Origin of the sequence: Paraburkholderia sp. UCT31 (assembly GCF_014397655.1) — a bacterium.
GTDB lineage: Bacteria > Pseudomonadota > Gammaproteobacteria > Burkholderiales > Burkholderiaceae > Paraburkholderia > Paraburkholderia tuberum.
Genome location: NZ_VZQP01000237.1, coordinates 1 through 231 on the forward strand (window position 1 = coordinate 1; position 231 = coordinate 231).

A 231-nucleotide genomic window follows, 5' to 3' on the forward strand; every position below is an offset into this window, starting at 1 on the left:
GTGAGAGCACGGACGACACGACGCCGACGCTGGTGGGCGAGGGTGAACCGGGCGACACGATCATCGTGATCGACAACGGCACGCCGATTGGCGAGACGACGGTCGACGAGGAGGGCAACTGGAGCTTCACGCCTGAGACGCCGCTGGAAGAGGGCGAGCATCAGTTCACGGTGGTGGAGCGCGATCCTGCGGGCAACGAAAGTGAGCCGTCGGACCCGTGGACGGTGATCG

General features: G+C 65.8%; 1 protein-coding gene. It reads left to right on the forward strand.

The window, feature by feature from the left end:
* On the forward strand, positions 1-231 hold a 231-nt coding region (locus tag F6X40_RS41785), incomplete at both ends, for an Ig-like domain-containing protein (protein WP_187631922.1).